Raw genomic sequence first — 26,485 nt, 5'->3', positions numbered from 1 at the left:
ATTCTAGTCTTTATATGCAGGAATTACGGTATCTGGATAGATTTCCGTCGGATAATTTCCGGTGAAACAGGCTTGACAGACACCATGAACATTCATATCTCGGTCTGCTACAATCGATTCCTCCAGACCTTCTGTAGAAAGGAAAGCCAAACTATCTGCACCAATAATCTCCCGAATTTCTTCAACTGAATTGCTTGATGCAATTAGTTCGCCTTTCGTCGATGTATCGATTCCGTAATAGCATGGATTTTGAATAGGAGGTGAAGCAATACGAACATGTACTTCTGTCGCACCAGCTTCTTTTAATAAACGAACGATTCTGCGGCTTGTTGTTCCACGGACAATGGAATCATCGACCATTACAACACGCTTTCCTTCTACAATTCCTCGAACCGCAGAAAGTTTCATTTTTACCCCCTGCTCGCGTAACTCTTGTGACGGCTGAATAAATGTTCTCCCAACATAACGGTTTTTGATAAGACCGAGCTCATATGGAATCCCTGTTGCTTCAGAAAAACCAATTGCAGCAGAGATACTTGAATCTGGCACACCTGTCACTACGTCCGCTATAACAGGCGCTTCATCAGCAAGCTGTTTGCCCATTGTTTTGCGGCTTGCATGGACATTTAATTCGTTCAAATCACTGTCCGGTCTTGAAAAATATACATATTCCATCGAACATAATGTTCTCTGCAATGGTGAAGTAAACTGTGAAGTCCGAAAACCATCATTATCAATTACGATTAATTCACCTGGACGAACTTCACGCTCATACGTAGCACCAATTAAATCAAATGCACACGTTTCAGATGCAAAAACATAAGCATCACCAAGCCGTCCAATTGATAGTGGACGTAACCCTCGGGGATCTAATCCGATAAATAACTGATCTTCCGTTAAAATGGAAAAGGCATATGCTCCCTTAATCATACTTAAAGCAGAACTGATTGCTTCTTCAATTTGTACATTACCACTCCGCTTGATTAAATGGGCGATTACCTCCGTGTCTGAAGTTGTTGATAAAATACTTCCTTGCGCTTCTAATTGACTTTTCAATGCATGTGCATTTACTAGATTTCCATTATGAGCAAGAGCCATACTGTTTTTCTGTGAACGGAAAACGAGTGGCTGAACATTCTCATAGCCACCGCCCCCTTGTGTGGCATAGCGTACATGGCCTATTGCCGCATGGCCTTTCAGCCTGGTAAACTCATCCTCTGAGAAAACATCATTTACTAGGCCTACACCTTTGTGCAAGTTAAGTTTTTTGCCATCTGTTGTTACAATACCTGCACCTTCCTGTCCTCGATGCTGGAGAGCATGCAAGCCGTAATAGGTCATTTCGGCAGCTTTCTCATGTCCCCAGATCGCAAATACGCCACATTCCTCATTTAAGCCTTTGATTTCAGCAAGCACGGGATAGCTCCTTTCCACAACTGTTGTAATGCCTCAACCTCTTCATTAATGACTTCTTCTGCGTTATTGGACACAACCAGCTTACCATTGTTGGAAACTGTACCGATAAAAGCAGCAGCTTCAACCGCATTTTCAAAAGCCGTACGGTCCGCTTCCTTCACGGAAACAATAAAGCGTGATTGTGTTTCACTAAACAATGCTGCAGTAAGGTCGCCCTCAACTGCTACATTCGCACCAAAACCTTTTCCTGTAAACAAACTTTCTGCTATAGCAACAGCAAGACCACCTTCAGCAATATCATGGGCAGACACTACTAGCCCTGAGCGAATCGCAGTTAACAGCTGTGACTGGCGATTCGCTTCAACCTCTAAATCAATGGCAGGAGCTTTTCCAAAATATTTGCCTTCCAATACGTTCTGTAATTCACTGCCCCCAAATTCAGCTGCTGTTTCCCCGATCACATAAATGGCATCACCAGCATTTTGGAAATGAGATGGTGTAATATGTGTAAGTGATTCATGTAATCCAACCATACCTACTATCGGTGTAGGGAAAATTGCCTGGCCATTTGATTCATTGTATAAAGAAACATTTCCACTAATTACAGGTGTATCAAGTCTCAAGCAAGCCTCACTCATACCATCAACACTTTTTTCCATTTGCCAGAAGTTTTCCGGTTTATCCGGATTACCGAAGTTTAAACCATCAGTAATAGCCAACGGTTTTGCACCAGAAGCAACAATATTACGAGCAGCCTCTGCTACAGCAATTTTACCGCCTGTCTCCGGATCTAAATGAATATAACGGGAGTTACAGTCAATCGTCATTGCAAGTGCCTTATCATACCCACGAACTCGAATGACTGCTGCATCGGATCCTGGTGAGAATACCGTATTGGCTTGTACCATCGAATCATACTGATCATAAACATACTCTTTACTAGCAATAGTCGGCTGTTGCAGCAACTTGCGCAGCATTTCGGCATGATCCGTTACATTCGGAGCATATTCAGGCATTCTCTGATATTCTTCATAAAATGCTGGTACTTTGGATTCTTTATAGAAAATCGGAGCATCCTCAGCAAGGCTGTCAACCGGAATATCTGCAACAACTTCGCCTTTGTGCAACAGGCGGAATCGTTTATCATCTGTAACTGTTCCAACCGCTACAGCTTCCAGATTATATTTTTTAAAAATATCGACAATTTCCTGTTCTTCTCCTTTTTTCACACATAAAAGCATTCGCTCTTGTGATTCAGAAAGCATCATCTCATATGCTGTCATATTTGCTTCACGCTGTGGTATAAGGTCTAAATTCATTTCCATACCCATTCCAGCTTTACTTGCCATCTCACTTGCAGATGAAGTAAGACCGGCTGCTCCCATATCCTGAATACCAACTAAATCATCAGAATGGATTACTTCTAAACATGCTTCAATCAACAGCTTTTCCATAAAAGGGTCTCCAACCTGGACACTGGACCGTTTGCTTTCCGTCTCTTCTGATAAATCTTCGGATGCGAATGTTGCACCATGGATCCCGTCACGTCCAGTTTTTGAACCAACGTACATAATAGTGTTACCAAGTCCTGCAGCAATTCCTTTTTGGATATCCTTCGTATCGATTAATCCGACACACATTGCATTTACTAGTGGATTACCTTCATAGGAATCATCAAATTGAACTTCTCCTCCAACTGTCGGAACACCAACACAATTTCCATATCCGGCAATACCGTGAACTACTTCTTCAAACAGGTACTTCACACGTCCTGTTGTTAAATTTCCGAAACGCAGTGAATTTAATGAAGCAATTGGACGAGCTCCCATTGAAAAAACATCACGGATAATTCCGCCAACACCTGTTGCAGCCCCTTGATATGGTTCAACTGCTGAAGGGTGGTTGTGGCTTTCTACTTTAAACACAACACCTTGCCCATCACCAATATCGACTACCCCGGCACCTTCACCAGGACCTTGGACAACTTGGGGACCTTCTGTCGGAAACTTTTTCAAAAGAGGTTTAGAAGTTTTATAACTGCAATGTTCTGACCACATAACAGAGAAAATACCGATTTCCGTAAAATTCGGACGACGTCCCATAATGTCTTTAATCATGTCATATTCTTTATCTGTTAAACCCATCTCACGATAGACTTTATCTTGTTCTACCATTTCCGGTGTAATCTCAGGCGCCTGCAACATACGTTTCCCTCCAGTTTTGTACCAATGATTGGAATAGCTTTAATCCGTCTGCACTGTTTAGAATTGCTTCGACTGCACGCTCAGGGTGCGGCATCATTCCAAGCACATTTCCTTTTTCGTTTGTAACCCCTGCTATGTCAGCAACAGATCCGTTCGGATTATTTTTATATGTGAAAACGATTTGATTATTCTCTCTTAATCTAGCAAGAGTTTCCTCATCACAATAATAGTTTCCTTCATTATGGGCGATCGGAATCGAGATCACTTCTCCTTTTTTATAGCTTGAAGTAAAAATAGTTTCATTATTTTCTACAACTAAATCTTCAAAATGGCACATAAATTTTAATTTTTCATTTCTTAAAAGTGCCCCTGGTAAAAGACCTGATTCTAACAGGATCTGGAATCCATTACACACACCGAGGATTGGCACACCTGCATCAGCCTTTTCCCGAAGTTGTTTTACAACATTAGAAGTAGAAGCGATTGCTCCACATCTTAAATAATCACCATACGAAAAACCACCTGGAATTAAAATGGCATCATATCCATCTAAATTCGCATCTTTATACCATAACATTTCCGCTTCTTCCCCAAGGGCATCTTTCGCAGCATAATACATATCACGATCACAGTTTGAGCCTGGGAATACTACAACAGCAAACTTCACTGAGTAACACCCTCCTCCACTGTATACTCATAATTTTCAATGACTGGATTGGCTAGTAATTTATTGCACATGTCTTCAATTTGCTGTTCAATATTCGCATCATCTTTAACTGTTAACTCCAAATATTTTCCAACACGCACTTCTTCAACAAAATCATAACCTAGTGTATTTAGTGACCCTTGTACTGCCTTTCCCTGCGGATCAAGAACACCCTCTTTTAATGTTACATGCACTTTTACTAATTTCATTATAATGCCTCCAGTCTGGTTAAAATATTGTCATATACTGTTACTAAATCGCCTAAATCCTGGCGGAATACATCTTTATCCATTTTCTCACCAGTGGTAATATCCCATAATCTGCAAGTATCCGGGCTCACTTCATCTGATAAGACAATCTCCCCTGATGCATTGCGCCCGAATTCTAGTTTGAAGTCAACAAGCTGTAAGTTAATATCTCTGAAAAATGATTGCAATTTATCGTTTACCTGAAGTGCCATTTGCTTAATTTGCGCTAAATCTTCCTCTGTCGCATCTGTTAAAAGAAGCGCATGGGCATCATTGATTAATGGATCACCAAGCTCATCTTTTTTATAAAATAATTCGACAAGTGGCGGGTTAAAGACAGATTTCTCTTCAATACCGATTCTCCTAACAATACTTCCTGCAGCAACATTGCGGACAACTACCTCAAGCGGAATAATTGTCGTTCTCTCAACAAGCTGCTCCGTATCGTTTAGTGCTCTCTTAAAATGACTGCTCACACCATTTTTGTGCAAGTATTCAAACACTTTCGCTGAAATTAAGTTATTATATCGACCTTTTCCTTCGAATTGCGCTTTCTTTTCACCATTAAAGGCAGTCGCATCATTTTTATAAGAAAGAACGAGTAACTTTTCCTCACCTTTTACAGTAAATACTTGCTTCGCTTTCCCCTCATATAGCAGCTTGTCCTTCATATCGCACACCCCTTATGCTAAACCGATTTTTTTGAAAATTTGATCGACATTTTTTAAGTGATACGTGTAATCGAAACAGTCATCAATTTGTTCTTTTGTTAATGTGCTTGTAATGCGTTCTTCCTGTTCAATTAATTCGCGGAATGGTGTAGCAGTCTCCCACGCTTTCATTGCATTTGGCTGCACCATATCATATGCTTCTTCACGGCTCATTCCCTGGTCAATCAACGAAAGCAATACACGTTGGGAGAAAATGACGCCATACGTCCGATCAATATTGCGTTTCATATTCTCAGGGAATACAGTCAGGTTTTTCACAATATTTCCAAAGCGATTTAGCATATAATTAAGCGCGATTGTCGCATCAGGTAAAATCACACGCTCTGCAGACGAATGGGAAATGTCACGTTCATGCCATAACGAAACATTTTCGTAGGCTGTCACCATATAGCCGCGAATGACACGCGCCATACCTGTCATGTTCTCTGAACCAATTGGGTTACGTTTGTGCGGCATTGCTGATGAACCTTTTTGACCTTTTGCGAAAAACTCTTCGACTTCACGCGTTTCTGTTTTTTGCAGTCCACGAACTTCTGTTGCAAACTTTTCGATCGAACTAGCGATTAATGCAAGTGTTGAAAGATATTGTGCATGACGGTCGCGCTGCAATGTTTGGGTCGAGACAGGAGCTGCCTGCAAGCCTAATTTTCCACAAACAAATTCTTCAACGAATGGATCAATATTCGCATATGTTCCAACAGCGCCTGACAACTTTCCTGTTTCGATAACTTTTGCCGCAGCATCGAAGCGTTCCAGATTACGTTTCATTTCTTCATACCATAGTGCCATCTTTAAACCAAATGTCGTTGGTTCAGCATGCACCCCGTGTGTACGTCCCATCATAACTGTATGTTTATGCTCGATTGCTTTTTCTTTGAGGATTTCAATAAAATTAACAATATCACGACGGATGATTTCATTTGCCTGTTTCAACATATAAGACAAAGCTGTATCGACTACATCTGTTGACGTTAAGCCATAGTGCACCCATTTCTTTTCTTCACCCAATGTTTCTGATACGGCACGAGTAAATGCCACCACATCATGACGAGTATCTTGTTCAATTTCTAAAATACGGTCTATATTAAAAGAAGCATTTTCACGCAACTTCTTTACATCTTCTTTTGGAATGATGCCTAGCTCACTCCATGCTTCACATGCTAGTATCTCTACTTCCAGCCAAGCATTATAACGATTTTCATCTGTCCAGATATTTCCCATTTCTTCTCTTGTATAGCGTTCGATCATAAGGTTGTGCCTCCTAGTTTTCTTCTATAATCTTTTTTTCTACTAAGTGATTATATATATGAATTGCATTGTCCCCAATAAATGTAGCATGCCCCATTTTTCTTAATGGCTTATTCTCTTCTTTTCCATACATGTGTAGGTGGGCTGAACCTACCTCATCCAGTCTGTTAAAAAACGGTCCGACATCTTTGCCTAAAAGGTTCACCATCACTGCGCCGTTATGAGAATATACAGGCACTAACGGTAATCCGCAAATCGCTCTAATATGCTGCTCAAATTGGGACACACTACATGCCTCAATCGTATAATGACCAGAATTATGCGGGCGGGGTGCTAACTCATTAATAAATATTTCTTCCCCAATCACGAACATTTCGATAGCAAAAGTTCCTACAACACCGATTGTTTCTGCAATTGCTTTAGCGGCTTTTTTTGCTTTTACTGCAATATCGTCTGAAACTCGTGCTGGCGCAATAGTCGCATGTAAAATGTGCTCCCGGTGTATATTTTCTGCTACTGGAAAGTAACTAATGTGCCCATCCATTGATCTTGTAAATACGATCGATATTTCTTTATCAAACGGCACCCATTTTTCTATAATTAACCGACCTGCTGTTAATAACAATTTGGCTGCTTCATTCAAATCTTCCGCATTCGAAAGCTTAATCTGTCCTTTACCGTCATATCCTCCGCGGCATGTTTTTGCAACAGCTGGAAATCCAATCTCATCTGCAGCATCCTGCAATTCCTGCTCTGATGTTACAATTGTAAAAGGGGCAACAGGCTGTCCACTTTCTACCATAGCATTCTTCTCTAATTCTCTGTCCTGTGTAACCTTTAAAGAATTTGCTCCTTGTGGCAAAATCTCTTTATCTTCAAGAATCTGAGCTGCAGTTAAATCAACATTTTCAAATTCATATGTGACGACATCAGATCTTTCGGCAAGTTGTTTGACCGCATCAAGATCGTCATATGCAGCAATAATCTGGTCATCCGCAACCTGGGCTGTCGGACAGTCTGGAGTTGGATCAAGTACGATCACTCTGTAGCCCATATGTTTTGCTGTGGTTGTCATCATCCGTCCTAATTGGCCGCCACCGATGATCCCAATAGTAGAGCCAAATAATAATCTATTGTTCTGCAAGGTCTTCCCTCATTTCCGCTACCTTTTTACGCATTTGCCTCTGATAGTTAGTTAATTTTTTCGCAACTTCCTCATCAAATGTCCCAATGATTTGTGCTGCTAAAATGCCGGCATTTTTAGCTCCTGCTTTACCAATTGCAACAGTTGCAACAGGTATACCTCCTGGCATTTGAACAATCGATAGAAGGGAATCTAATCCATTTAAGCTTTTTGTTTGAACAGGAACACCGATTACAGGTAATGTTGTTTTTGCAGCAACCATTCCTGGTAAATGTGCCGCCCCTCCTGCACCAGCGATAATAACTTTTAATTCTTTTTGTCTAGCTTGTTCTGCATAAGAAAACATATCTTCAGGAGTACGATGAGCAGAGATGACTTCTTTTTCATAGCTGATTCCTAACTCTTCCAATACTTCACATGCATGTTTCATTGTTTCCCAGTCTGAAATGCTTCCCATTATTACCCCAACTTGTGCCATAATTTCCCCTCTTTCTATTCATTAACTGATTAACATTAAAAAAACCTATCCAATCTCCCTGTTATAAGAGAAGATGAATAGGTTTTGTCATTAGTAAACTGAACCATACTCTCTATAATCTCTTTTTTCAGCTGATCCTCAAAAAAGTATAAAAGTTGGGTCTGATTAGCTCCATCCGGCATTACACCGAACTTTAAAACCATTGCTTTTCACCCCATGATTATAGATTAGATAGTAAAGTAACCATCTTCCCTCATAGTCCATCATTTACGGTGATGGGTAGAAACTATTGAGCCCTATTCTCAAATTATACGAGGATTTTATCTTTAATTGTATGATTTATTAACTGTACTTCTATGATAACAAGCTGCCTTCGTTTCTGTCAATAGAAAAATCGAACGTTAAGTTAGATAACTAAATTAACGTTCGTGTTTTGTCAATATTGCTTCAAATTGAATGATTCGATCTACTGGCAGGATTCCCTGTTCACCTTCTTCGAATACAGGTTTTTCTATACGCCTGACAGGCTGGTAACCCGCCTGCTTCATTCTGTCTAAACATGCATCAATGGTTTCATTGCTCTCGACTTGAAATGTTCTCTTCTTTGGGAACTTCTCCTGATTGCTCTTTTTCTTTTTCGACACTGCGAACGATCTTTCCTTTCTTTACCTGTTTTACCCAGAAGCCACCATGTATCTGCTTTGGTTCATAGGCAATGATAAAAGCTTTTGGATCAATTGATTTAATTGTTTCATATAAATGGAGTTCGTATTTTCTTGGTGACAGAATTTGCAGTGCCAGTCTGTCTCCATCCATTCCATACGCATACCAGCTCGTAACACCATACCCCTTTTCCCTTAACTGTTTCGTAAAAGTAATATCAGGATTTGATGAAATTACATTAACTGTAGTATAACCCAGTGCCAGTTTCTCTTCTATGATCGAACCGCTGATAACTCCGATACCGTATCCAAGTCCGTAAGCAACTAAGTTCTGAATCTCACCCAAATTATCTAAAACCAGCCCTAAGCCCAGTGTATAAATTATAATTTCGATTGTACCAATCACAGCAGCAATATATCTTCTTCCCTTTAAAGTCAAAATAACTCTTAATGTAGATAAAGAGACATAAATAATATTTATTGCCATAATTATTGCAACCATGATAAGCGCATTTTCTAACAAAACTTCCCCTCCTAGCTGTTCCTATTTGTTCAAAACAGGGAAAACTGATTTTCGCGGTCTCATTTTACCATACTATATAAATAGTTAATAGTAGAAAAATAATGAATTCGATATTACTTTGCCCGATTTCTCAATTGGTAAACACGAAAGGGTTAATGCAAACAATATAGACACCAATCCATTTTCACTTTCATATATTAATATGACTTCTTTACATATGAAGGAGGAGTGGAAAATGGATCCTTTTCAGCAGATGCATGATTGGAAAAATAATTTAGATAACTTTTTCGGAGGAAACTTCTGGAATGACTTTGAACATATTTTAAAACCACCTATCCCTGCAATAAACGTCTATGAATTAGACAATGAAATTATCATATATGTTAATTTACCTGGGGTAAAAGATAGTAAGCAGGTCAAAATTTATTTGGATGAGAATGTTTTGGAATTAAAAGGAGAGTTATTCCCAGTCCATCAAGGCGGCAAGCAGTTGCAGCAGGAGATTTTGCAAGGGGATTTTTCCAGAAAAATTGAGTTACCGAGTGTTGTACGTAAAGATAAAGTCACAGCTATTCTAAGACATGGACTCATGAAAATTCAATTATATAAATCAAATAGTACACGTAAGAGAATGAAACAAGTTGACTATGATATTGAAGAATAAGAAAACAGCCAGGCTTAGTCGCCTGGCTGTTTTTTTAATGTACAAATCCCAAATATAGTATAAATAAAACCGCTAACACCCACATAATTGGGTTTACTTCTTTTGCTCTGCCTTTTGCTAATAACATAATAGGATAGAAGATAAATCCGACCGCAATACCTGTTGCAATACTATATGCTAATGGCATAATAATGATTGTTAAAAATGCTGGTACGGCAATTTCAAACTGATCCCAAGGGATGTCCTTTAATGATGATGCCATCATGATACCAACGATAATCAATGCTGGTGCAGTCACTGATTCCGTTACAACATTAAGAAGTGGTGAGAAAAAGATCGCAAGCAAGAATAATAATGCTGTGATAACAGAAGCAAATCCTGTTCGGCCACCTGCACCAACACCTGTTGCTGATTCTACATAAGATGTTGTTGTTGATGTACCTAATGTTGCGCCAACTACTGTCGCAGCTGAATCGGCAAACAACGCTCTGCCTGCTTTAGGTAACTTATTATCTTTCATCAAACCTGCTTTCGATGCCACTGCAACTAAAGTTCCTGCTGTATCAAAAAAGTCAACAAACAAGAAAGTTAAAATAACAATTAGCATTTGTCCTGTGAATACTTCACCGAAATGGGAGAATGCTGCACCAAATGTCGGCGCAAGACTAGGTGCTGCGCTAAAAACATCATCCAATCCTTGCGGCACAGGTACCTGATTAAAGATCATTCCAACAATTGCTGTAATGATCATTCCATAAAATACGCCGCCTTTAACACCTAAACCTATTAAAACAACTGTAACAAAGATCCCGAAGATCGCTAGTAAAGTAGGCCCTGCAGTTACATCTCCCAACGCAACAAGCGTACTTTCATCTGGCACAATAATATCTGCATTTTGAAAACCGATAAATGCAATAAAAAGCCCGATCCCTGCACCTACTGCCATTTTCAATGTTGCTGGAATTGCGTTAATTATATATTCTCTAACACCAGTAAAAGTCAATACGATAAAGATTAATCCAGAAACTAACACACCTGCTAATGCTGTTTCCCATGGAATACCATTAACAATAACTACAGTATACGTAAAGAATGCATTCAATCCCATACCTGGTGCAAGAGCAATTGGATAGTTCGCAAGCAAGCCCATTAATAATGTACCAATCGCTGCCGCTAATGCTGTTGCAACAAACACCGCACCTTGATCCATTCCAGTTTCCGCAAGCATTGATGGATTTACAAATAGAATATAAGCCATTGCAAGGAATGTCGTAATACCTGCAACTGATTCTTTTCGGTAATTTGTGCCAAGTTTATCAAATTCGAAAAACTTCTTCATTTTTATTATCTCCCCTTCTTTTAATACCAGAAAATAAGAAAAACCCCTTAACCATAAAGGCCAAGGAGTTTCCCCTACAATTCAGAGAAGTTATCAGTATATCAAAAGACACACTAATAACCTTCTCCTCCTCGTAGTCAGAGCATTTAATGGTGCTCCGGTAGAGACTCTTGGGCCATATTCCCAACATTATACGACGGATGGTAAATAATAATTATAATAATTTCAATACATATCATACTAAGGTCTGAGAAATTAGTCAAGACTAAAACCGAATATTATTAAAAAAATAATACATATCGTTCGTTATTTTTCAATTAAATGGAATGAGAGAAAGTGAATCCCACCAACTATAATTATCTCTTAATAAAAAAAGAGTGGCACACCTTTTTAAGGTTGCCGCTCTTTCCTCTAATTATTCCCACTCTACTTTCACGGTGCTTGATATAGAGCAATATCATTGATTATAAAGGTTTTTAAAGAAGTATCAATCTATATAAATTGATATAAAAAATTAAAATAATGCAATTTTAATGCAATAAATGCAAATCACAATTTAGAGTTATAACTATAAAATTTGATATCTTTTACAAGAGACGTTTCAATTGAAGCGTCTTTTTTGGTTAAAGAAAAAAGTCTCTTATAAGTTTAGATTCTACTCCAAGTACATCACTCATGAATTGTTTTATAGCTAAATTTAACCCTAAGTTGTCGCTATAATCACATAGTATTGTAAGATGTTTTTTATCTATACCTCTAACGACCGAATTAAAATTTGTACCACTCTCTTCTGCTTCTTTTTTAGAAAAATATAAAATCAAAAACGGCTTACCATTTACATCTATATTTCGAATATATGTACCAGTTACCTGTCCACTATCTCCTTTTTCCATTAAGCAATAAAAAGGTTCACCAATGACTGATTCGTCAGGTAGCACCACCTGTAAGCGCTTCTGAATTACTGCGGCAAGTAAAGACTCTTCACTTCCAGAAATCAATTCGATTCCGTGATGTTCAGCAAACTTATTGGCTCCACTTTGATAGCCTTTAGGGGCTACCATTACACCTACTGAATTAGGAATATCTTCTAAAATTGATTTTAAAGCTAATACTTTTTCTTTGGAGACTTTACTATTCCAATTCTTGCACTCAAATATTACTTTATGAGTGATACCATTTAGCTCAAATTGGTAATAGACATCTATATTATGTATTACACCTGATTTACCAACTATATTGTGCTTGTTCTTGACTTCAATATCTTTATTAGCAGAATCTGATAGTACTTGATAAACGTATTGAATCAATGATTCCAGTCTATCTCCCTTAGTTTTAAACATAATTTAACTCCTTGCTAATATTATCTATTATTAATTATAACATATTGATTAGCATGATGATAAAACTGTCTATTAATACACTTGTGTACTATTGTTCATATTTCACTTATTGTTTTAAACTCTAAACCCAAACTTTCTAAAAAAAATTTATCGACCTCACTCTAATTGAATATTACCTAATACTATACGATAATAGATCGAAAGAAGGGAATAATTAGTAATTAACTTTTAGTAAATGGAGGAATAAAATGTATATTTCTGGAATCGAAATTAAAAACTTTAGGAGTTTCGATAATATTAATGTCGAATTTCATGAGGGTATCAATGTATTAATCGGTCACAATAATTCTGGTAAATCAAATTTATTGCGCGCTTTGGCTATAATATTTGATAGCTCAGTCAGAAAACAACTATCCGTAGAAGATTTTAACAACTCCTTAACAATAGAATCTTTAAAAAGGGAATCTCCAAAGATAGTAATTTCAGTTCGTATAACGCAGTCAGAAAATGAAAATTTGATGACAGATGAATTAGTCACAGTAAGCAACTGGTTAACCAGACTAAAAGAGCCTTATGAAGCTAAGATACAATATGAATTCTTCTTACCAATTTCCGAAGAAAAGAACTATATTAATATAGTAAGCAAGGCACGCTCTACGGAAGAAATATGGAATATAATTAGAAGTCAATTTATTAGGTTATACATTAATAAAACTTGGGTAGGTAATCCAGAAAATCAATCCCCTGTAGACAATGATAGTATAAATAAATTTGACTTTCAGTTTTTAGATGCAATACGAGATGTAGAACGGGATATGTTTAGTGGAAAAAACACTTTATTAAAAAATGTAATAGACTTTTTTATAGATTACGATATAAAGTCTGACAAAAGTATTACAGAAGAAGAACAGAAAAGGAAACTACAAGAAAGAAAAGATATTTTTTCTACCAACTCACATGAGCTGATCAAAACAATTCAAGAAAGATTAGATAGTGGAAATAAAGAAATTCTATCTTATACAGATGGGATTGGTGCGTCTTACGATAAATCAACACCAGATTTTGAAGGCAATATTACTGAAAGTGAAATTTATTCTGTGTTGCAATTAATAGTTAAGCAAGAAACGGGATTGACAATACCAATAACTCATAATGGGTTAGGTTATAACAATTTAATTTTTATGGCTTTATTACTGGCCAAAATGCAGGTGGATTCTGATGGAAAATTCTTAGGTAGTAATGCGAAAGTGTTTCCTATATTAGCTATTGAAGAACCAGAAGCACATTTACATCCTACTATGCAAAATGAATTCATTAAATTCTTAAAAAATAACATTAATAATAGAAAGGTAAAACAGATATTCATAACCTCTCATTCGACACATATCTCATCAGCAACAGATCTTGATGATATTATTTGCCTATATACAAATAATAATAAAAGAAATGTTAGTTATCCAGGAAAAGTTTTTGGTGAAAATAAGATTAAAAGTAAGAAATACGTGCAACGTTTCTTAGATGCTACTAAATCAAACATGTTGTTTGCAGAAAAAATAATATTTGTTGAAGGAATAGCTGAACAATTATTATTATATGTATTTGCGGACTACTTAAATAAACCTTTAGAAAAGCATCATGTCGCGGTAATAAATGTAGGCGGGAGATATTTCGAACATTTCTTACATTTATTTGATAGCAATAATAAAGGGACTATTGATCGTAAAATTTCTTGTATTACTGATTTAGACCCAATGCGAAGAAAGAAAAATGAAAATGGTAATAAGAAGAAAAATAGCTTTAAAGCATGTTATCCATTTGAATACAATACAAATTTAGATGAATTTGACTACTCAAATAATACCTCAATGGTAAGCGTAAAATAGTCCACACCTATTTCTAGATGTGGACTAATGTTATGCTTTATTTAGATTTATTTGGTACACGACATTCTTCAGGAATTGTTGGTGACCATGGCAGAAGTTGATTTAACTTTACTTTATCTGTCGTATCCATGTTGGGAAGCTTCTCAAAAAGATAACATAGATAATGAAATGGATTTAATCCATTTTCCTTTGCTGTCTCCACAATACTATATGTAATGGCACTAGCTTTTGCACCTTTCATTGTATTGCTGAAAAGCCAGGCCTTGCGGCCCATCACGAATGGCTTGATAGATCTCTCCGCACGATTATTATCTATCTCCGAACGCCCGTCTGTCAGAAAGGCTTCTAACTGTTCCCATTGGTTACGACAATATTTGATCGCTTTTCCTAGCGCACTTTTTGGCAACACACGTGGCGTTTGTTCACGAAGCCATGCGGAAAAAGCATCCAGCACTGGCTGACTGCGTTCTAAACGTTTTTCATACCGTTCGTCTGGACTTTCGTCCTTTAGTTCCCGTTCAATATCAAAAAGTTTATTACAGAAGGCTAATCCTTCTTGTGCTTTCGTCTGAGTGGTAGTCGCTGTTTCAGGTAATGCTGTTAAAGCTTCCCGAAAAATTCGACGTGCATGCGACCAGCATCCAATCAATGTGACATTGGGTAATCCATTATAACCTGGATACCCATCAACATGTAGTAATCCTTGAAACCCATCCAGAAAACGTCGTGGATGTTTGGCGGCTTTGGTTTGTTGATAATCATTTAAAACAATGGGATTATCGGTATGACCAGATCGGTATAACCACATGTATGAATTGGATTTTGCTGGTCTTCCTGGTTCAGATAAAACTTGCAAGGTAGTCTCATCTGCATGAGCGATATCAAGCTGTAAAAGGTGGTCATGCATTTCATTGTAGATGAGTTCTAGCCATGTATGAGCACCATGTAAAATCCAATTACTTAGTGTCTGACGCGGAATAGAAATGCCGAATCGCTCAAGATTTTTCTCTTGTCGATAGAGTGGCAATCCTTCCACATACTTTTGCGACATAATATAGGCCATCGCTGATGGCGAAGCTAAGCTTCCAGGGAATACCGATTGTGGCATTGTCGCTGATACGATCGGTGTCTCTATCTCATGCTTTTCACAATGGCGGCAACTATAAATGTGTTTAACGTGCTCCACTACTTTTACTTGAGCTGGAATCACTTTTAATTCTTTTCTTACTTGTTGACTCATTTCGTGTAGCTTTCCACCGCAACACGAACAAACCTGCTCTTCTTCGGATAAACGATACTCTATCGTTTCTGTAGGCAAGTCTTCTAGCTTTGCGTCACGTTGACCTTTTTGCTTTTTTCGTTGATACGTAATAGTTTCAACCGTAGGTTCCTCTGCTGCTTGATTAGCTGTATCTTCTGCTTCATTGAAAAGGGATAGTTGGTCAGAATTGGACTTCTCACTAGAAGCACCAAATCTACGTTGTTGGCTTAAGCGAAATTGCTCCTCATACCATTTTAATTTAGCCTCTAACTCTTCCTTTTCCATTTCAAGCTTTTCGGCACGCTCTTTAAAGTATTCAATTGATTCTGGGTTAGTGGATGAATTCTTCATATGATAAGTATACGAAAAAGAACCCGAATTGACTAGTCGGATTCTTCTATTTATTTACGATTATCTTATAAAATAGTTCGTGCTTTTACTTCGTGATGTGCATGTTGTTGATGAATAGGTAAACCATCTAGTAGCCAACGAAGTTGGCGGTGACTAATGGACATGGCCTCGGCTTTCTCACCAGAAGGCCAATGAAACTTTCCACGTTCTAATCGTCGGTAATGAAGCCAAAAACCGTTAAATTCCCATTCTAATATCTTCAATTTATCACGTTTACGATTACAGAATACAAATAAACATGGTGAGAATGGATCGAGATCAAAACTTTCTTGAACAATGACAGCTAGTCCATCTATTGATTTCCGCAGGTCAGTATTTCCTTTTGCTAAGTAAACCTGATCGTAACTTCTATTATGTAGCATAATTTATGAAATTACACGAAGGATTTCAGCTACTTGAGTGGGATCAGCACCAATAGGAACTTCTACTGCGTAATCATGTACATGAATAAAAATAGGACTGCTTTTTATGGTTGGTGAACTTTCTGTAACCTGTACAGGAAGCCAATTCGTTTCTTTTGTGTCCATGCTTTCTTGTTGGAACCTTCGCTTCCAGTAATACATTTGATGAAGATTAACATCGTGTTCTCTGCACCATTGGGCTGCACTAAGCCCACTCTCTTTCCATTCCTTCATACGAGCTTCCCATTCTATTTGTTTATCTGATAATGTCATAGCATAACCTCCTACAAGATTTATTATAATGACATTATTTCACGCTTTGAATGATGATAGAAGGTGTACATTATTTGACGCTTACAATTGGAGCTGGGCGTATTAAACAATAGAAAGGGTTGGAATAAATGAAAAACATCTTTAGAAAAAAAGAAAAACAAATAATTAAAACAAAATTTACTAAACCAAAAGTAAAAAGTGTTGGCATAAGTAAGAAATCAGTTATTGGTTTATGGATTGTATTAATTAGTAGCCTTGTCTTTGGGATATATAAGAACTTTACGGCAATTGATCAGCACACAGTTCATGAAAAAGAAGTCATTGAAACAAAACTTGTTGATACTAGTGCAATTGAAAGCTTCACGAAAAACTTTGTGAAAGATTACTATACGTGGCAAAATAATAAAGAGTCTATTGAACAACGTGAGGAAAAACTAAGCCATTATCTAACAGAGGAATTGCAAGCTTTAAATACTGATACAGTAAGAGCAGATATTCCCACTAGTTCTAGTGTGAGTGATATTGATATTTGGTCGGTATTACAAGAAGATGATGATACCTATGCGGTTGTTTATTCAGTAGAACAAAAAATTACTGAAGAAAAAAATAGTGAAACGATTCATTCCACCTATCGAATTTTGCTCCATCAAGATAATGTAGGAAATTTAGTAATTACACAAAATCCTACTTTATGGGGTGCACCAAATAAATCAGATTATGAGCCACAACAACCTGAGAGTAATGGCACAGTCGATTCTAATACTGTACAGGAGATAACAGAGTTTTTGGAGACATTCTTTGCATTTTATCCAACCGCTACTGATAAAGAACTTACTTATTATGTAAAAAACAATGCCTTACCTTCAATTAATAAAGACTATACATTTTCAGAATTGATTAACCCTATATTCCAACAGTCAGAGAACCAAATGCAAGTCTGGGTGGCCGTCAAGTACCTAGATGAAGTGACTAAAAAAATATCAATTTCTCAATACGTACTAACTGTTGAAAAAGATACAAATTGGATTATTATAGAATAAAACAATTTGCACATTTCAAACTCGCCATTGGTTCAACGATGATGAACTATTGGTGGCTTAGTAAACTTTAATTATCGCTACACTATAATTCGAATATCTCTTATAAATTAGGACATCCAGTATAGTATAGGATGTCCTTTTTAATAATATTTATCAATTTGATTCAGTTCTAGGGTAAATTCATTTTGCCATGTAAACGGGAATAAAAGACATATAATACAAAAATAATCACTTATCAAATTATATAAAATCTGTTAAAGCTTGTTAATGGATTATTAAACCAAAAATAGCAGAATCAAAGCAATAACCTAGTGAAAAAATAAGGCTGATATAACATGTAATTATATCCAAACTAAAGAAGCATATCTTTAACTATATATCTGCATTTTCAATACATCTCTTCTTTAGTTACGATGTCTTGCACAATATTTTTTAAAGTATGACTTTTTAATACCTCTTCCATCGCTACTTGCGCCGCTATAAAAAATGGTTCAATTGTATCTTGGATATTTCTACCTACAGGACATTCAGGATTTGGATTATCATGAATAGAAAACAGCTCTTTTTCATTTACAACATTCACTGCTTTATAGACGTCAAATAGTGTAACTTCAGATAACTCTTTTACAAGTTCCGTTCCTGCAATCCCTGGGCGTACTTCTACCAAATTTGCCTTTTTTAACATACCTACTATTTTTCTAACAACAACTGGATTTGTATTGATACTCCCAGCTAAGTACTCCGACGTGCAAACCCCTTCTTTATTTATCTCAAGAAGCGCTAATATATGAATAGCTACCGAAAACCTACTACTAATGGACATTCTATCACCTTTTCAATTAATTCTATCAACATAATTATAACACACTTGTAACCTGTATGATTACAATTATGTTTGTTCCAATTTGATTATTCACTTAAAAATCTTAAGTGTTGACAAAAACTACAATTGTAACTATGATAGTTACATGTAACCTTGATGGTTACAAATGACATTTTGGAGGAGATAAAATGAAAGTAGGTATTATTGGAGCAAGTGGTAAAGCTGGAAGTCTTATTTTAAAAGAGGCAGTTAATCGTGGACATGAAGTAACTGCAATTGTAAGAGATGCTTCAAAGTTAGGAGAAAAAAATATTTCTGTTGTTGAAAAAAACATTTTAGATTTAACATCGAATGATGTGAAAGAATTTGATGTAGTTGTAAATGCCTTTGGTGCTCCTTTAGGTGAAGAACAGCCTCACGTTGACGCTGGACATGCTTTAATTGAAGCATTAAAAGGAACAGATACAAGAGCAATTATTGTAGGTGGAGCTGGAAGTCTCTATGTTGATGAGGATAAAACAATTCCATTAATAGATACACCTGAATTTCCAGACGTATTTATTCCAACTGCTAAAGGTCAAGGAAGAAACTTACAAGAACTACAAGAAACCTCAAACATTACATGGACATTTATTAGTCCTTCCGCAGTATTCGATGCTGACGGAAAAAGAACTGGCTCGTATCAATCAGGAAAAGATAACCTTCTAGTTAACTCAAAAGGTGAAAGCTATATAAGCTATGCTGATTATGCTATTGCTGTATTGGATGAAATTGAAAATCCACAACATATAAATGAACGATTTACAGTTGTTGGTGAAGCAGAATAATCTGTAGTAAAAAAATTGAAAATGCCGTTAGTGCGTATGCTAATGGCATTTTTCTATCTAGTAATTTGGTCATCATATTTTTATTCTCAATATTTCTAATACAGGTGATGAATTTATGAATAAAACTTTAAAGACAAATATAAAGGAAGCTAAGTTGGCTATAAAGAATGCGGAATATATAATAATAGGCGGTGGATCTGGACTATCTTCTGCTGCAGGGGTTGAATACAGCGGGAAAAGATTTACTGAGAACTTTAGTCCTTTTATAAAAAAATATGGATTGACTGACATGTATTCCTCCGGTTTTTACCCTTTTCCCACACAGGAGGAACGGTGGGCGTACTGGGCTAAACACATTTATGTAAACAGGTTTGAACTTGGTGCAACTAACCTTTACAAGGATCTATTCCAACTAGTGAAGGAAAAAGAATACTTTGTCATTACTACCAATGTCGATAGTCAGTTTGAAAAGTCTGGTTTTCCTAATGAGAAAGTGTTTGAGGTTCAGGGTAATTATGGTTACCTACAGTGCGCGAAGAGATGCCATGATAACGTTTATTATAATGAAACATTGGTAAGAGAAATGATTGATCAAACAGAGGATTGTAAAATACCTTCAAACCTAGTCCCCAAATGCCCTATTTGTGGTGGAAATATGGATCCACATTTAAGAATCAATGAGAACTTTGTACAAAACGAAGAATGGTATCAGTCACATCAATTATACAATCAGTTTCTACAGAATACCGAGGGCAAGAAAATAGCTTTTCTCGAAATGGGGGTTGGGTTTAATACGCCTGGAATCATTCGTTATCCATTTGAACAAATGACGTACCAAAATAATCATGCAACATTAATACGATTTAACAGAGCGCATCCAGTTGGTATAAAAGAAAATAAGGATAAAACAATTGTATTTATGCAAGATATACAGGATATTGTCTCTGCAATTATGACATAAGGGGGTTGTATAAATGTCGCAAATCCAATTAGAGGATTATTCTTCATCCATTCAGTTAAATGAAAAGTTTCTGCCTAATAAAACATTACAAAATAGTACTGAACATATTGTTGACGATTTAATAAATATGTTATTACAAGAGCCTAATGCACCAGCAGAAGTAAGACTTCCTGACACTTATAATGAAAAACGCAATTTATTAAGATCATTATTAAATATTAGAGAACCAAAACCATTAACTGATCAATTAATTAAGAAGATAGATACATTATTACAAATAGAATTAAAAAATAAAGGAATCGTTAAGATAGAGAAACTAGAATCAATAGCAACCATGTTTCCCAATTGTTCCTATTCTAATAGTGATAATTTTTATTTATGGCAAGGGGATATCACGCAATTAAACACGGACGCAATTGTTAATGCAGCAAATAATCAAATGTTAGGTTGCTTTCAGCCCTTGCATGCTTGCATTGATAATGCAATTCATTCAGCCGCTGGACCACAATTAAGGAATGATTGTGAAACAATTATGTCTATACAAAAGGAATTAGAGAATACTGGACATGCTAAGATAACGAGAGCTTACAATTTACCATCTCGCTATGTTTTACACACTGTTGGACCGATTGTCCCACAAGGAACACCTTTAACTGACAAACAAAAAAGTGAATTAGCTTCTTGTTATATAAAGTGTTTGGAATTAGCTCAAAAAATGGGAAATATTAAGAGTATTGCATTCTGTGCTATTTCAACTGGCGTATTTGGTTTTCCTAAAAAAGAAGCAGCCAACATAGCAATATCTACTGTAAATCACTGGTTATTGACCCATCCCAATAAATTTGAAAAAATAGTATTTAATGTTTTCAGTGATTCAGACTGGATGGAATATGTAAAGGTTTTTAATAAAGTATGACTGATACACAATTTAGCTTAATTGCTTTTTTGAACTATATAAATGACAATAAGATACGTTGAGTCCGACATCTGATAGAAAAGTTTTTATTGATAGAATCATAAATGAATAGTATATAAACAAAATAATGATTTAAGGAAGCACAGTCAATCAGCAATGGTAGTTCTTGAATAATCCAGTGAGTATTATTACTACAGTTATGCATAATTTATGACTATAAGTCGATAAAAACTAATAGTGTTGCTGAATAACTTGTTGTCTTCAAAATGTTTTATATTTTCTTATTTAATCAACTGGATTAAGTTCAGTTGTTTTTATTTTGCTCATTTTCCGAAAATATATAATATATCTTGGCATTTTATAAAAAATCTTGTTGAAGGTTATGAAAGGGGAAATCATCACCCACCTTTGCAGTTGCGAAGGGAGAGGAAATGCATGATAGAACCAGATCGTACCGAGTGGCAAGTTCGCTGTGCTTTTAACGCCTTTTGTAAACGTATATTGAAGAATGAAGCAATTAATATTTATAACGAAAGGCAACAAAGGCTAACAAAGGAAATGACATTTTCGGATCTCACACCACAAGAAGCAAATCAACTTTACACCCTAGATAAACAATATACGGGAGAAGATGGAGAATGTTTTCAAGTTGCTGGAAAGAAAATCACTCCGAAATTACTTACTAAAGCGCTACGTACTTTGCCAATAGAAAAGCGTAAGACAGTCCTACTATACTATTTTTTTGATAAATCAGATGTAGAAATTGCTGAACTACTAGAGATTCCTCGTAGTACAGTGCAGTATAGACGGACAAGCTCTTTTAAATGGTTAAAGCGATTTTTGGAGGAACACGCAGATGACTGGGATAATTGATGCTAACACAAAAGACAACGAACGTGGTTTATTACCATACCCAATTATTTTTGCTGCAAATAAGGGTGAGCCAGAAGCAATGAAAGTGGTTATTCTGCATTATGGAAGCTACATGACAAGTTTGTCGATGCGTAAACTTTATGACGAACAAGGAAACACTTATTGGGGTATCGACGAAGAAACATGTGATCGTTTAAGGTCGAAGCTTATTCAAGCCATTTTAGCTTTCAAGATTTGAATGGATAATGGTTAGGTTTTCCCTTTCATTTCATTAATCATATAACTTGTTCTTTGACAAAGAAAGCAAGGGAGATAACGCCTTGCAGTATAAATAAAAAATCAGATGCGTTTTGCTGATGATGAGCTACTTGATTCATACGCCATGACTTTCAATAGAAACGAGCGATTATCTGTGAATCTGATGCAATTGTGGTGGATTGCTGGCGATAACCCATCAGTATGAATAATGATATTCCTCTATCGTCATGGTTCGAGCGTTGAAAGCGTCGCAAGCTATGAGTAGGGCTGGAAGAAATACTTGCAGGGGTGAAATTCCCGTGGAGCTGTACCAACAGCCGTCTGATTTTTATTTTAACAAGATTAAAAATTTTAACCATCAAGTTATGACAATAAAATCTTTATTTTTAGTGCAAGAGCCAAATTCACGCAACGTATTAGAAATCATTTTATAAACGCGATATAATAATAGACAGATATCAAATAGTATATCCTAGTCTATGGAAAGGAGTTCATATGGTCACAGTGACTAAAAAAGACTTGGTAGCACTAGGTTATGGTCCTTCTTTTTCAGCTGATATCATTAAGGAATGTAAAAAGCTAATGATATCAAAAGGACACACGTATTATCAATCAAAGAAGTTAGATCGTGTTCCTAAAGAAGCTGTTGAGGAAGTATTAGGGATAACTTTAGATGTGTGATTTGTACTTCTTGCACTAATTGCGTAAGGAGTGAAATCATGACTAAAGATATCGTCAAAAAAGCAAAGAACGGAACATATTATTTTCGTGCTAATTTAGGGTATCACCCAATCACTGGCAAGCAAATTCAGAAGTACCGTAGTGGGTTTAAAACTAAAAAAGAAGCAAGGGAAGAATATTCGAGGTTACTGCTTACAAAATCAGATGAATTAGAAGAAAAGCAAGATGACATTCTGTTCCAACAGTTTATTGAAGATATTTTCTTACCTTGGTATAAAACACAAGTAAAAGAAAGAACGTACGAAAATCGATTACCGACCGTAAGAAAACATTTCACTTTTTTTAATAGTTTAATCACTACTGAAATTACCCCGATTCATGTGCAAAAATGGCAATTAGCATTATCAAAAAAGAAGTATCGTTCTTCTTATATTAGAAATGTTCAAGGTTTATTTTCCATGGCGATGGATCGAGCGGTTGTTTTAGGTTTAGCTGAAAGTAATCCATCTAAAATTGTTGGAAATGTGAAAAAGACAAAGACAAAAATAGATTTTTGGACCAAAGAAGAGTTTGAAAAAGTCATCTCTCTTTTTTATAAGGAAGATTACTATCAACATTTTTTATTTATTTCGTTATGGTTTTTATTTATGACAGGTATGCGGATTGGAGAAGCCACGGCAATTCAATGGGAAGACATTGACTTTGACGCTGGTGTGTTATCTATTGATAAAACACTCTACTATAAGAATTTAGAAAACTATTCTTTTGTAGAACCGAAAACAAAAGCTAGCGTTCGTCATATTGCATTAGATGGGGATACATTAACTTTACTCGGCGAATGGAAGGACGTGCAACAATCTGTCGTTCAAACCAATTTTGTGATGAGCTATAATGGCATTCCAACACAAAAGCATACATTATCACATGCTATTACACGTTATTCCAAAAAAGCTAGCGTTCATCGAATTAGATTACATGCTTTAAGACATTCTCATGCTTCCCTGCTCATCAGTATGGGAGAAAACCCATTAATCATTAAAGACCGCTTAGGGCATGAAGATATTGAAACGACACTAGGCACTTACGGACATTTGTATCCTAACAGTAATTTTGAAGTAGCCCATAAATTAGAGGGTATTATGTCTTACCAAACAGCAACAGAAAATGAAGATACTTCACCCAAGAATCAATTCACTGCTCGTTACCTACGTAAAGGATTAAAAACAAATAATGCAATAACAATGCAATGAAAATAGAGTAAAGAGCCGAAACCCTTATAAACAAAGGGGTTTCAACTCTCCTTCTACTATTCCCACTCTATTGTTGCAGGTGGCTTACTTGTTACATCATACAGGACACGGTTAATATGATCCACTTCATTAACAATGCGTACAGAGATTTTCTCCAGTACATCCCAAGGGATTCTAGCCCAGTCAGATGTCATTCCGTCAATGGAAGTAACTGCTCTGATTCCAATTGCGTAATCATATGTCCTCGCATCACCCATCACCCCTACACTCCGGATATCGGGTAATACAGTGAAATATTGCCAGATGTCACGATCCAAACCTGCTTTTTGGATCTCTTCACGCAGGATTGCATCAGATTCACGAACGATTTCCACTTTTTCCGGTGTTATCTCACCAAGTACCCGAATACCCAGACCTGGGCCAGGAAATGGTTGTCGCCATACAATTTCATCAGGTAAGCCAAGCTCTGTACCAAGCGCTCGCACCTCATCTTTAAATAAAGTATTTAATGGCTCAATAAGTTTGAATTCCATATCTTCAGGCAACCCGCCAACATTGTGGTGTGACTTTATTGTCTGTGCTGTTTCTGTACCACTTTCTACGATGTCTGTATATAATGTACCTTGTGCAAGGAAGTCCATGTTTTCAAGCTTTGCTGCTTCATCATCAAACACATAAATAAATTCATTCCCAATAATCTTACGCTTTTGTTCAGGATCTGAAACACCTTTTAATTTGCTCATAAATCGCTCTTGTGCATCCACTTTAATAATATTCATCTTAAATTCATCACGGAATGTTTCCATTACAGTATCTGCTTCATCCTTACGAAGCAAACCGTGATCAACGAAGATACATGTTAACTGATCACCGATTGCTTTATGAATTAATGCAGCTACAACAGATGAATCTACACCACCGCTTAATGCACAAAGAACATTACGGTCACCAACTTGTTCTCTGATTTTATCTATTTCCATATCTATAAAGTTTGCCATCGTCCAATCACCAGAGCATTTGCTAACCTGAAAAACGAATGTTTTAAGTAAGTCATTACCATATTCTGAATTTCGTACCTCCGGGTGGAATTGTACGCCATAAAACTGTTTCTCCGGATTGCTCATTGCAGCTACGGGTGTAGATGAACTTGTTGCTTCTATCTGGAAACCTTCAGGTGCTTCCAAAATTTTATCACTATGGCTCATCCACACAATTTGATCCTGAGGTGTCCCTTCAAACAGCACAGCTCCTTCTTTCACATTTATTTGAGCTCTGCCATATTCACGTTCATTGGCCCGTTCCACTACTCCGCCAAAGTGGTGTGTCATTAATTGCATTCCGTAACAAATTCCAAGTACCGGAATATCTAGATCAAAAATTCGCTCATCACATCGAAAGCTGTTTTCACCATACACACTATGTGGTCCTCCAGATAATATGATGCCTTTTGGATTCATTTCCTTAATTTCTTCCACAGTTAATCGATGAGAATGCAGTTCACTGTATACACCAAACTCACGAATTCGGCGAGTTATTAACTGGTTGTATTGACTTCCAAAATCGAGTACTAAAATCATTTCATTATTTACTTCCAAGATTGTCCACTCCTTTGAGATTTTAACAAAACTCCTGTGATAAAGAAAAACTGCCTTTCCTTTTTAATCATTTCAGAAAGGCAGAAATCATGCAGACCTCTACCTTCATAGACTGAACATTTAAGGTGTTCAGGTAGAGACATCTGGGCCATATTCCCAAACATATATGAAGGTCAATTAATTATTAACTCCACTCAACATAGTCCGGTAAAGTGAGACTTGTACCCAGTAAGATTTTCCATTCGCACTGGGTATTATCAGAATGCTTCGCACATTGATAGAAAAAGCACAGCTACTCAGTTATAGCTGTCCGATTTCATCTCTGTATG

At 36.6% G+C, this 26,485-nt stretch carries 28 protein-coding genes and 3 riboswitches; of the genes, 10 read left to right on the top strand and 18 right to left on the bottom strand.

The features are described 5' to 3' along the window. Window positions 1-3: 3 nt before the first annotated feature. The 11 genes from purF to BMW36_RS08715 all read right to left on the bottom strand — a co-directional run bounded on the left by purF (window position 4) and on the right by BMW36_RS08715 (window position 9,339). Complete coding sequence (gene purF / locus BMW36_RS08760) at window positions 4-1,416, bottom strand: amidophosphoribosyltransferase (RefSeq protein WP_089740552.1); 1,413 nt, start codon at window positions 1,414-1,416, stop codon at window positions 4-6. Further along, a complete protein-coding gene (gene purL / locus BMW36_RS08755; protein ID WP_089740495.1) occupies window positions 1,392-3,620 on the bottom strand; it encodes a phosphoribosylformylglycinamidine synthase subunit PurL in 2,229 nt (742 codons plus the stop codon). Before purL ends, purF begins: the two co-directional genes overlap by 25 nt. Continuing rightward, entirely contained in the window at window positions 3,604-4,287 is a 684-nt protein-coding gene (gene purQ, locus BMW36_RS08750; RefSeq protein WP_089740494.1) for a phosphoribosylformylglycinamidine synthase subunit PurQ, read from the bottom strand. The genes purL and purQ overlap by 17 nt, the downstream gene beginning before the upstream one ends. Beyond that, on the bottom strand, window positions 4,284-4,535 hold the full coding sequence (gene purS, locus BMW36_RS08745) for a phosphoribosylformylglycinamidine synthase subunit PurS (RefSeq protein ID WP_089740493.1): 252 nt from the start codon (window positions 4,533-4,535) through the stop codon (window positions 4,284-4,286). The genes purQ and purS overlap by 4 nt, the downstream gene beginning before the upstream one ends. Continuing rightward, complete coding sequence (purC, locus tag BMW36_RS08740) at window positions 4,535-5,245, bottom strand: phosphoribosylaminoimidazolesuccinocarboxamide synthase (protein ID WP_089740492.1); 711 nt, start codon at window positions 5,243-5,245, stop codon at window positions 4,535-4,537. Before purC ends, purS begins: the two co-directional genes overlap by 1 nt. A gap of 12 nt (window positions 5,246-5,257) precedes the next feature. Next, window positions 5,258-6,553, bottom strand: coding sequence for an adenylosuccinate lyase (gene purB, locus BMW36_RS08735; protein WP_089740491.1), 1,296 nt, complete (start codon window positions 6,551-6,553; stop codon window positions 5,258-5,260). Between the two features lie 13 nt (window positions 6,554-6,566). Further along, on the bottom strand, window positions 6,567-7,697 hold the full coding sequence (gene purK / locus BMW36_RS08730) for a 5-(carboxyamino)imidazole ribonucleotide synthase (RefSeq protein WP_089740490.1): 1,131 nt from the start codon (window positions 7,695-7,697) through the stop codon (window positions 6,567-6,569). Beyond that, the gene (gene purE, locus BMW36_RS08725; RefSeq protein ID WP_089740489.1) at window positions 7,684-8,175 is read right to left on the bottom strand and encodes a 5-(carboxyamino)imidazole ribonucleotide mutase; all 492 of its coding nucleotides are present in this window, start codon (window positions 8,173-8,175) and stop codon (window positions 7,684-7,686) included. The genes purK and purE overlap by 14 nt, the downstream gene beginning before the upstream one ends. A 35-nt stretch (window positions 8,176-8,210) precedes the next feature. Next, on the bottom strand, window positions 8,211-8,378 hold the full coding sequence (locus BMW36_RS20330; RefSeq protein ID WP_175480390.1) for a hypothetical protein: 168 nt from the start codon (window positions 8,376-8,378) through the stop codon (window positions 8,211-8,213). Between the two features lie 33 nt (window positions 8,379-8,411). After that, a riboswitch (purine riboswitch) is annotated at window positions 8,412-8,510 on the bottom strand. A gap of 84 nt (window positions 8,511-8,594) precedes the next feature. Then, the gene (locus BMW36_RS20560) at window positions 8,595-8,723 is read right to left on the bottom strand and encodes an NETI motif-containing protein (protein ID WP_245711635.1); all 129 of its coding nucleotides are present in this window, start codon (window positions 8,721-8,723) and stop codon (window positions 8,595-8,597) included. Between the two features lie 25 nt (window positions 8,724-8,748). Further along, a complete protein-coding gene (locus BMW36_RS08715) occupies window positions 8,749-9,339 on the bottom strand; it encodes a DUF2179 domain-containing protein (protein WP_425431937.1) in 591 nt (196 codons plus the stop codon). Between the two features lie 256 nt (window positions 9,340-9,595). On the opposite strand from BMW36_RS08715, the gene BMW36_RS08710 reads away from it, so the two are divergent. After that, complete coding sequence (locus BMW36_RS08710) at window positions 9,596-10,024, top strand: Hsp20/alpha crystallin family protein (protein WP_089740486.1); 429 nt, start codon at window positions 9,596-9,598, stop codon at window positions 10,022-10,024. 34 nt (window positions 10,025-10,058) lie between these two features. Here BMW36_RS08710 and BMW36_RS08705 read toward each other — a convergent pair whose 3' ends face one another. Next, entirely contained in the window at window positions 10,059-11,363 is a 1,305-nt protein-coding gene (locus BMW36_RS08705) for an NCS2 family permease (RefSeq protein WP_089740485.1), read from the bottom strand. A gap of 114 nt (window positions 11,364-11,477) precedes the next feature. Continuing rightward, window positions 11,478-11,580, bottom strand: a riboswitch (purine riboswitch). 406 nt (window positions 11,581-11,986) lie between these two features. Then, window positions 11,987-12,703: a restriction endonuclease gene (locus BMW36_RS08700; protein WP_089740484.1), complete on the bottom strand. Its 717-nt coding sequence runs from the start codon at window positions 12,701-12,703 to the stop codon at window positions 11,987-11,989. Between the two features lie 248 nt (window positions 12,704-12,951). On the opposite strand from BMW36_RS08700, the gene BMW36_RS08695 reads away from it, so the two are divergent. Then, window positions 12,952-14,586, top strand: a complete 1,635-nt coding sequence (locus BMW36_RS08695) for an ATP-dependent nuclease (protein WP_245711634.1) — start codon at window positions 12,952-12,954, stop codon at window positions 14,584-14,586. A 37-nt stretch (window positions 14,587-14,623) separates the two neighbouring features. On the opposite strand, the gene tnpC is transcribed toward BMW36_RS08695, so the two are convergent. The 3 genes from tnpC to tnpA all read right to left on the bottom strand — a co-directional run bounded on the left by tnpC (window position 14,624) and on the right by tnpA (window position 16,932). After that, window positions 14,624-16,198, bottom strand: coding sequence for an IS66 family transposase (tnpC, locus tag BMW36_RS08690; protein WP_089740483.1), 1,575 nt, complete (start codon window positions 16,196-16,198; stop codon window positions 14,624-14,626). 65 nt (window positions 16,199-16,263) lie between these two features. Further along, the gene (gene tnpB / locus BMW36_RS08685) at window positions 16,264-16,620 is read right to left on the bottom strand and encodes an IS66 family insertion sequence element accessory protein TnpB (protein WP_089740482.1); all 357 of its coding nucleotides are present in this window, start codon (window positions 16,618-16,620) and stop codon (window positions 16,264-16,266) included. A gap of 3 nt (window positions 16,621-16,623) precedes the next feature. Continuing rightward, window positions 16,624-16,932 carry an IS66 family insertion sequence element accessory protein TnpA gene (gene tnpA, locus BMW36_RS08680; RefSeq protein ID WP_089740481.1) on the bottom strand — a complete coding sequence of 103 codons (309 nt, stop codon included), beginning with the start codon at window positions 16,930-16,932 and terminating at the stop codon, window positions 16,624-16,626. 128 nt (window positions 16,933-17,060) lie between these two features. On the opposite strand from tnpA, the gene BMW36_RS08675 reads away from it, so the two are divergent. Then, window positions 17,061-17,972: a conjugal transfer protein gene (locus BMW36_RS08675; protein ID WP_089740480.1), complete on the top strand. Its 912-nt coding sequence runs from the start codon at window positions 17,061-17,063 to the stop codon at window positions 17,970-17,972. 388 nt (window positions 17,973-18,360) lie between these two features. Here the strand turns inward: BMW36_RS08675 and BMW36_RS08670 are convergent, their stop codons facing one another. Further along, window positions 18,361-18,795: an Rrf2 family transcriptional regulator gene (locus BMW36_RS08670; protein ID WP_089740479.1), complete on the bottom strand. Its 435-nt coding sequence runs from the start codon at window positions 18,793-18,795 to the stop codon at window positions 18,361-18,363. Window positions 18,796-18,983: 188 nt separating this feature from the next. Here BMW36_RS08670 and BMW36_RS08665 point away from each other — a divergent pair, with 188 nt between their 5' ends. The 7 genes from BMW36_RS08665 (at window position 18,984) to BMW36_RS08635 (ending at window position 24,561) form a co-directional block, all read left to right on the top strand. Next, window positions 18,984-19,622, top strand: a complete 639-nt coding sequence (locus tag BMW36_RS08665; protein ID WP_089740478.1) for an NAD(P)-dependent oxidoreductase — start codon at window positions 18,984-18,986, stop codon at window positions 19,620-19,622. Between the two features lie 115 nt (window positions 19,623-19,737). After that, complete coding sequence (locus BMW36_RS08660) at window positions 19,738-20,583, top strand: SIR2 family NAD-dependent protein deacylase (RefSeq protein ID WP_089740477.1); 846 nt, start codon at window positions 19,738-19,740, stop codon at window positions 20,581-20,583. A gap of 13 nt (window positions 20,584-20,596) precedes the next feature. Next, the gene (locus tag BMW36_RS08655) at window positions 20,597-21,499 is read left to right on the top strand and encodes a protein-ADP-ribose hydrolase (protein WP_089740476.1); all 903 of its coding nucleotides are present in this window, start codon (window positions 20,597-20,599) and stop codon (window positions 21,497-21,499) included. Between the two features lie 435 nt (window positions 21,500-21,934). Continuing rightward, the gene (locus tag BMW36_RS08650) at window positions 21,935-22,372 is read left to right on the top strand and encodes an RNA polymerase sigma factor (protein ID WP_089740475.1); all 438 of its coding nucleotides are present in this window, start codon (window positions 21,935-21,937) and stop codon (window positions 22,370-22,372) included. Further along, entirely contained in the window at window positions 22,356-22,610 is a 255-nt protein-coding gene (locus BMW36_RS08645) for a helix-turn-helix domain-containing protein (protein WP_089740474.1), read from the top strand. Before BMW36_RS08650 ends, BMW36_RS08645 begins: the two co-directional genes overlap by 17 nt. 515 nt (window positions 22,611-23,125) lie before the next feature. Beyond that, window positions 23,126-23,311: a DUF3173 domain-containing protein gene (locus BMW36_RS08640; RefSeq protein ID WP_057987222.1), complete on the top strand. Its 186-nt coding sequence runs from the start codon at window positions 23,126-23,128 to the stop codon at window positions 23,309-23,311. Between the two features lie 38 nt (window positions 23,312-23,349). Next, a complete protein-coding gene (locus tag BMW36_RS08635) occupies window positions 23,350-24,561 on the top strand; it encodes a site-specific integrase (protein WP_089740473.1) in 1,212 nt (403 codons plus the stop codon). A gap of 56 nt (window positions 24,562-24,617) precedes the next feature. Here BMW36_RS08635 and guaA read toward each other — a convergent pair whose 3' ends face one another. Beyond that, a complete protein-coding gene (gene guaA / locus BMW36_RS08630; protein ID WP_425431936.1) occupies window positions 24,618-26,138 on the bottom strand; it encodes a glutamine-hydrolyzing GMP synthase in 1,521 nt (506 codons plus the stop codon). 106 nt (window positions 26,139-26,244) lie between these two features. After that, window positions 26,245-26,346: riboswitch (purine riboswitch) on the bottom strand. Window positions 26,347-26,485: the final 139 nt, after the last annotated feature.

The organism is Gracilibacillus ureilyticus, from assembly GCF_900111195.1.
Classification (GTDB): domain Bacteria; phylum Bacillota; class Bacilli; order Bacillales; family Amphibacillaceae; genus Gracilibacillus; species Gracilibacillus ureilyticus.
Note: the sequence above shows the minus strand (reverse complement) of the source record. Positions and strands in the feature narration are given on the sequence as shown.

Coding starts and splice junctions, on each gene's coding strand:
- purL (WP_089740495.1), bottom strand. CDS start 3,620: ATGTTGCAGGCGCCTGAGATTACACCGGAAATGGTAGAACAAGATAAA.
- purS (WP_089740493.1), bottom strand. CDS start 4,535: ATGAAATTAGTAAAAGTGCATGTAACATTAAAAGAGGGTGTTCTTGAT.
- purC (WP_089740492.1), bottom strand. CDS start 5,245: ATGAAGGACAAGCTGCTATATGAGGGGAAAGCGAAGCAAGTATTTACT.
- purB (WP_089740491.1), bottom strand. CDS start 6,553: ATGATCGAACGCTATACAAGAGAAGAAATGGGAAATATCTGGACAGAT.
- purE (WP_089740489.1), bottom strand. CDS start 8,175: ATGGCACAAGTTGGGGTAATAATGGGAAGCATTTCAGACTGGGAAACA.
- BMW36_RS20330 (WP_175480390.1), bottom strand. CDS start 8,378: ATGGTTTTAAAGTTCGGTGTAATGCCGGATGGAGCTAATCAGACCCAA.
- BMW36_RS20560 (WP_245711635.1), bottom strand. CDS start 8,723: ATGAAGCAGGCGGGTTACCAGCCTGTCAGGCGTATAGAAAAACCTGTA.
- BMW36_RS08715 (WP_425431937.1), bottom strand. CDS start 9,339: ATGGTTGCAATAATTATGGCAATAAATATTATTTATGTCTCTTTATCT.
- BMW36_RS08710 (WP_089740486.1), top strand. CDS start 9,596: ATGGATCCTTTTCAGCAGATGCATGATTGGAAAAATAATTTAGATAAC.
- BMW36_RS08705 (WP_089740485.1), bottom strand. CDS start 11,363: ATGAAGAAGTTTTTCGAATTTGATAAACTTGGCACAAATTACCGAAAA.
- BMW36_RS08700 (WP_089740484.1), bottom strand. CDS start 12,703: ATGTTTAAAACTAAGGGAGATAGACTGGAATCATTGATTCAATACGTT.
- BMW36_RS08695 (WP_245711634.1), top strand. CDS start 12,952: ATGTATATTTCTGGAATCGAAATTAAAAACTTTAGGAGTTTCGATAAT.
- tnpC (WP_089740483.1), bottom strand. CDS start 16,198: ATGAAGAATTCATCCACTAACCCAGAATCAATTGAATACTTTAAAGAG.
- tnpB (WP_089740482.1), bottom strand. CDS start 16,620: ATGCTACATAATAGAAGTTACGATCAGGTTTACTTAGCAAAAGGAAAT.
- tnpA (WP_089740481.1), bottom strand. CDS start 16,932: ATGACATTATCAGATAAACAAATAGAATGGGAAGCTCGTATGAAGGAA.
- BMW36_RS08675 (WP_089740480.1), top strand. CDS start 17,061: ATGAAAAACATCTTTAGAAAAAAAGAAAAACAAATAATTAAAACAAAA.
- BMW36_RS08670 (WP_089740479.1), bottom strand. CDS start 18,795: ATGTCCATTAGTAGTAGGTTTTCGGTAGCTATTCATATATTAGCGCTT.
- BMW36_RS08665 (WP_089740478.1), top strand. CDS start 18,984: ATGAAAGTAGGTATTATTGGAGCAAGTGGTAAAGCTGGAAGTCTTATT.
- BMW36_RS08660 (WP_089740477.1), top strand. CDS start 19,738: ATGAATAAAACTTTAAAGACAAATATAAAGGAAGCTAAGTTGGCTATA.
- BMW36_RS08655 (WP_089740476.1), top strand. CDS start 20,597: ATGTCGCAAATCCAATTAGAGGATTATTCTTCATCCATTCAGTTAAAT.
- BMW36_RS08650 (WP_089740475.1), top strand. CDS start 21,935: ATGATAGAACCAGATCGTACCGAGTGGCAAGTTCGCTGTGCTTTTAAC.
- BMW36_RS08645 (WP_089740474.1), top strand. CDS start 22,356: ATGACTGGGATAATTGATGCTAACACAAAAGACAACGAACGTGGTTTA.
- BMW36_RS08640 (WP_057987222.1), top strand. CDS start 23,126: ATGGTCACAGTGACTAAAAAAGACTTGGTAGCACTAGGTTATGGTCCT.
- BMW36_RS08635 (WP_089740473.1), top strand. CDS start 23,350: ATGACTAAAGATATCGTCAAAAAAGCAAAGAACGGAACATATTATTTT.
- guaA (WP_425431936.1), bottom strand. CDS start 26,138: ATGATTTTAGTACTCGATTTTGGAAGTCAATACAACCAGTTAATAACT.